Here is a 5,493-nt window from a genome sequence, read left to right as displayed (position 1 = left end):
CACGTTGCGGGCGATGATCCCGGCGGCTTGGGGCTGTGCCGATTCCTGATCCAGGTCGTTTACCCCCGTGTTCCCCAATTCCGGGCAGGTGAACGTGATCAACTGCCCCCGGTAGCTTGGATCCGTCATCACCTCCTGGTAGCCGGTCATGCCCGTGTTGAACACCACCTCACCCACCGCCGTGCCCTCTGCTCCAAACGACCAGCCGGCAAAGGCCGTGCCATCGGCCAGCACCAGCAGAGCCGGCTGCCGAGTTTGCCAGGGGAAAACTTTTTCCGGAGCTTCAAGAGTTGAGGAGACCATAACCTGTGAACCTAGACAGCTCCCCTCTCCCCTTGGGAGAGGGGCCGGGGGTGAGGGCAATGGGCCGGGATGAACAGCCTGACTATCCTACCCCAACTATCCTTCCTCTGCCTCGTTGGCGACGTTGCCACATTCTGGCCTGTTGTCCTTGCGGAGAGTGCCGATCAAAGTGCTCACCACCACGCAGCGGTTTTCGCCCTGGGAGTAGGTGCTGCTGACCACAAAGCGCCCCAACTGACGCGCCCGCCCTTCCGAGTCGAAAACAGCCCTCCCTCTTTCGTTGGCAAAGGTACTAGTTACAGTTACAAAATTATTCAGGCGCACCCGCTGACAAGGGATCGGCTCATCGCAAAGGCCTTCCTCGTCTTGGATCACCAGCGTGGGGACACTCGGATCTGAGTTGTCGATTTCAACCACCCAGGCGCGGCCTTGAAGAGAAGCTCTGGCGTTGGTGTGGGCAGTGCGCAGGGCTCGCTCCACCTTGTTTTGCGCGTCCTCCAATTGGATGCGCGCCCAGATGTTGATCCCGGAAGGAACGGCCAGCCCGGCCACAATGCCGATAATGACCACCACCGCCAGGACTTCTATCAGCGTGAAGCCCTGGGATCGAAGCGGCCGCGCCGGGCCAATGGTTTTTTTCTCCAAGGCCAACATGGTGGACATTCCCCCTAGGAGAGTTGACGGTTGATAACACCGCGGGCAAGAACCCGAGTTTGCAGCGGCAGCAGGTAGCGCGACACCTCTGAGATATCGACGCTGGTGGCATCCTGGATATAGCGGCGGAAGAGGCCGGGGTTGGCCCGCTCCATGGCCGTGGCCGTGATGTTAATGATCACATCCTGGGGTCGGTCGGCGCCGGGGCTGCGCCGCACGCAGACGTAGAAGCCCACGTCGTTCTGGTTATCTGCCAACCCTGAGAAGGTGACGCCGTTGGGTTTGCCACCGCCAAAGGCATAGCCCTGCGGGCAAGCGGGTGCAACCTGTGGACTCCCCTCCCGGCTGCTGAAGATGTTGGAGACCAGAGTTATCAGGCGGGGGCCTTCCTGGCTATTGGCAATGGGGGTCTGGGGCCTTTGCTGCAAAGCCTGCTGAGAGGGCCAGGCGAGAAAACCTTCCCGGAACGGATCCGGATCGGAGCTAAAGAACTCGCTGCGCCCGGCGCAGTCGTTATCACCTTGCCTTGCGAGGGGGCGTAACTCAAAACGCTCGATCCGCGCGTTGCCTTCCCAGGGAGTGTTCCCTGTTGGGTTGCCGGCGTTGTTGTAGTTGCGGCGCAGGTAGTACACCACCAGGGTGTAGATGCCGCGGCGGCTGAGCAGCGTTTCCCAATCCGCATCTTCGCCGGCATCTACGCCGTTTGTGAGCAGGAACCCAGCAGGTGGTTGGGCAGGCAAGATGGCACGGCCTTCGCGAATCTCTTGCAAGGTGGGGTTGCCCGCGTAGCATCCCCGCGGGATCGGTTCCAGCTTCCAAAGGGCAACAACCGGGATAGCGTCATCGGGGCGGCGGATCCAGCCTGGCTCGTAAAGCCGCTGGATAACATCTGGGATCCCGTCCTGTTCGGTGTCGTTGTAAATGTAGAGAGCTTCTGCCAGATCCTGCTGGATATATTCCATGGCCTGGGTTAGCTCCGCCTGCACCTGGGTGCGGCCCGTCTCTTCCCGATCCAGCCGCATCGTCTCGATGACGATCATGGCGGTGGCCAGGAGAAAGATGGAGGCAATCAGCAGCGAGACCAACAGCTCGATGAGGGTAAACCCTCTGCTGGCTCGGCGGCGAAAGATCCTGAAAAACATAGGGAAACACCCCCATCTTGCAACAGGTTTGCGGAAAGGAACTTAGGCTCTACCTCAGGTTTCAACAGGACTGGCAGGCAGGGGGAAAGCCCGGCACCTCTCGATGGGATCCGCACCTATGGTAATGGCTATCTGCCGGCAAACATCTCCCAAGTCGGCGGCGGGGTTAATTTCTACAAAGGAGGTGGCCAGGGGAAAGAGCCAGACATCGGCATTGGCCAAGTTTTGGTTGGCCGAAACCAGCTCCGTTCCCAATCCAGGCAGCGCTTTGCGCGTGTCTGGATCAAAAGAAAAGCGGTGGTAAACCCGCACGCCCAGGCGAAAGCTGCAGGGCACCCCCTCAATAACCGTTCTTTCCCGCCGGTCGATGCAGGGCGCTCCCTCGTCGCGGAAGGTTTGGATGACGTATTCTTCCGGGTTCCGCCCCGGCACTTGAACTTGCGCCAGGCGAAGGGAATAGTTGTCTTTGTGGGTGTAGTCGCCGGCATTTGCATCGGCGGGCATCTCGTCAGGGGGTGGGGTGCTGGCCAGCGGGTCTTTTCCCACTTTGGGCAGACGATCCCGTTGAGCCGGATCCTGAAAAGCCTTTGGAGCAGCCGACAGCTCGATATCCACCAGGGTGCGGATGCGATCCACCTCCTCCTGGGCCAGGCGGTTGGCCAGCTCCACCCGCTCGCTCATGGCCCGCCGGTAGGCAATCACCGTGAGGGTGGGGGCTAGGGCGGCCATGGCCAAGGCCACGATTACCACCGAAGCCAACACCTCAATGAGGGTAAAGCCCTCTGCTGCCAGTTGCCACCGAAGCCGACCCTTGCTCATGGATCCCTCCCTATTTCGCCCCTACTTTAATTTGCCCCTGACCGGACGGATCTATATCAGCTCCATATCAGTTGAACTCATTGCAGCCGCCAATCTGGGCAGACGGATCCAACGGCACATCCGGCTGATCCTGGAGCGCGCAGCGCAGCCGCCGCACATACGGATCTTGTGGATCCAGCTCGCGCAGGAACTCTGTGCGCGCGTTGGAGGGGAACTGGAAGCGGCTGGAGACGGCGCCGGGGCGGCGAGCAATCTGCAGGCCCACGTCGTAGCCGAAGCGGCGGTTGGGTGGGGAGTAGTAGTCGTAGCCGAGCACAAAGGTTGGATCCGGCACCAGGTTGGGCGGCTCGAAGCTGCGCTGCAAGAAGGGGCCGGTGGCATAGGTGCTGTAGTTGAGCTGGATCATTGAGCCGCTGAAGAAGAGGTTGGTATTTCTCCACAGCTCGTTGAGGCGCAGGAAGTTGTGCATGCCGCCGGCGGTTTGATCCAGCCGCGAGGGGAGCACGCCGCTAACAGCCACCGCGTTGACCCGCGTCTCTCGGGCAGGCTGCAGTTGCCGGTTTTGGCTGCCATCGTCGTTGCGGCGGCGCTGGTTCGGGTCGGTGGAGGCCAGCTCCTGGAAGCGGGGAATGGGAATGGGCCGCCGCGTCACCTCGTCCAGGATTACGCCCAGCACCGGGTTGGGGCCGGCAAAGCCAGTGGTGGGCCTGTTCAGATCCAGGGTGAAGGGCTCCACATCCACCCACACCAGGCCATCGTTATCGCCGCCGTTGCGGTCGATTTGCACCTGGATGGTGTTGCCGTTGGGCTTGACGTAGAAGCACAGGCCGTTGCTGATTTTCTCACTGCCTTTGTCGTCGATGTAGTAACCGTCCAGATAGGTGGATGTGGTGGCGTAAGCTTGCGCCGTAGCGTTATTCACCCGAGCGTAGGGGTTGAGCGCCATCTGAGGTTGTACGCCAGGAATGTCCCCAAACAGCGGATCCCGATCCACTACATTACCCTTATTGTTAAAGCGCAACGTGCTGGGGCGGCTGTCGCCAGTGTAGGCGGTGTACTTGAAGCGGTCGTTGAAGTTGGGGCGGAACACCCCCGGCACCCAGAAGCCGCCATCGGGGCCGACTTTCTCCTCAGAGTCGCAGCGGACGGTTAGATCCCCTTTGAGCAACCGGCGCCGCAGTTGCCGCGCCCAATCATCGGTGTTTGGAGCCGGGTTGCCAGCAATCGGTGGAGCGCCGCTTTCGGCAGGGCGGATGCCCGGCTCTTTGCTGGGGTTGGCAATCTCGGTGAGCAGCAAGTTACTCTTCAGGCCGTTGCGGGCGGCGTAGGCCGGCTCGCCGAAGATCCAGTTGAAGGCGGCCTGCAGGGCTTCGGCAGGGCTGGGCCACTTGGGCGGCTTGGGCACCCCTGCTTTTACCTCCAGCACTGGCGAAAGCCGCGGCTCCAGGGCAATGGTTACGCCTTCATCGACAGCCTGGGCCACGTCGTGGACGCTGATCGTCTCCGGCTCCGGCTCGGCTTGAACTTCGCCCACGGGGCGCAGCTCCACCGTGTTGGGCTTGGCCGCCATCCACTCGCCCAAGGGGCTCTTGCCGGGAGCATCGGGCGCAAAGGTACCCGGCCCGCAAGGCCGCCCTTGACAGGTGAGATTTTGCGACTGCGTCTTGGTTTGTTGGCAGGTGGGGCTGCTGGTACCGGCGATGAGGGTGCCCGTCCGAGTTTGGGTAAACGTTTTGGTTGTGCCGCAGGCGATTTGGTTGATGACCTCGTCGCAGCTAGCCGGCGACCAGGGCCCCCAGTTGTAGTTGCAAGTCTGCGGGCAGGTAACCGTTTGGGTTTGCGGCCGGGTGGTGGTTCCGCAGCTCGAGGTACAGGTCTCGGTGCGGGTTTGGGTTATCGTCAGGCCGCCGTTGGCCAGCGTGCACTGAGGAGTCCAATCTGTATAGGTGCAGGTAGCACCCGGCGGCTGGCAAGTGATGGTTTGGGTTTCGGTTTCGGTGAAGGGAGCTTGGCTGGTACAGAGCGGCGTAACCGTGCGGGTGCGGGTTTGGGTGATGGTGGCCCGGCTGCACTGCTGCTGCTGGGTGCACTGAGGACTCCAGGCCGACCAATTCCCGTAGTTGTACTGTGGGTAGCAGGTGATCTGCCGGGTTTGGGGCGTCGGCGGCGTGCCGGGGCAGCCGGCGGGCAGCCTGGCTGTTTTGGTTTGGGTGATGGTCTTTGGCTGACAAATATTGGGTTCACAAGCGGGCGTCCAATTATTATCCCAAATGGGATCACAATTGAGGCTGACCGCGCAGTGCCCCTGAATTTTCAGCAGAGGGTTGCTCGGATACGTCAGCAGAGCTTTGTTCGGATCCGGCTGGCAAGGCAGGTTGACTGGCGGCAGCGGCTTCAGGTAGCGCAGGTCGTAGTCTTCCAGATCGCTGCCATCGCGGGTAGCAAAGCGCAATCGCGCAGTGCCGGTATTTTCATAGGTCTGGATCTCTACCAGGTAGGGAGAGTCCTGGGATGGATCCGCGCAGTCCAGCTCTAGGCGCAGAGTGACCTGCTTGCCGCCGCCATCTGACCAGGC

The 5,493-nt window shown here is 61.4% G+C and carries 4 protein-coding genes and 1 pseudogene; all 5 read right to left on the bottom strand.

Annotated elements, in window-relative coordinates:
* Positions 1 to 303 (bottom strand): carbamoyl-phosphate synthase domain-containing protein (locus tag NW835_RS08985; RefSeq protein WP_414415095.1); only part of this gene is annotated, 303 nt, incomplete at its 3' end.
* Between the two features lie 96 nt (positions 304 to 399).
* Positions 400 to 957, bottom strand: coding sequence for a Tfp pilus assembly protein FimT/FimU (locus NW835_RS08980; protein WP_414415094.1), 558 nt, complete (start codon positions 955 to 957; stop codon positions 400 to 402).
* 14 nt (positions 958 to 971) lie between these two features.
* Positions 972 to 2,099: a PilW family protein gene (locus NW835_RS08975; protein WP_414415093.1), complete on the bottom strand. Its 1,128-nt coding sequence runs from the start codon at positions 2,097 to 2,099 to the stop codon at positions 972 to 974.
* Positions 2,100 to 2,153: 54 nt separating this feature from the next.
* The gene (locus tag NW835_RS08970) at positions 2,154 to 2,918 is read right to left on the bottom strand and encodes a prepilin-type N-terminal cleavage/methylation domain-containing protein (RefSeq protein ID WP_414370244.1); all 765 of its coding nucleotides are present in this window, start codon (positions 2,916 to 2,918) and stop codon (positions 2,154 to 2,156) included.
* A gap of 67 nt (positions 2,919 to 2,985) precedes the next feature.
* Positions 2,986 to 5,493, bottom strand: a pseudogene (locus tag NW835_RS08965) (type II secretion system protein); the annotation flags it as partial.

Origin of the sequence: Synechococcus sp. OH2 (assembly GCF_047462155.1) — a bacterium.
In the GTDB taxonomy this organism is placed as follows: domain Bacteria; phylum Cyanobacteriota; class Cyanobacteriia; order Thermostichales; family Thermostichaceae; genus Thermostichus.
Note: the sequence above shows the minus strand (reverse complement) of the source record. Positions and strands in the feature narration are given on the sequence as shown.

Excerpts from the sequence above, each read along its gene's own strand:
- NW835_RS08980 (WP_414415094.1), bottom strand. The coding sequence starts at position 957 with ATGTTGGCCTTGGAGAAAAAAACCATTGGCCCGGCGCGGCCGCTTCGA.
- NW835_RS08975 (WP_414415093.1), bottom strand. The coding sequence starts at position 2,099 with ATGTTTTTCAGGATCTTTCGCCGCCGAGCCAGCAGAGGGTTTACCCTC.
- NW835_RS08970 (WP_414370244.1), bottom strand. The coding sequence starts at position 2,918 with ATGAGCAAGGGTCGGCTTCGGTGGCAACTGGCAGCAGAGGGCTTTACC.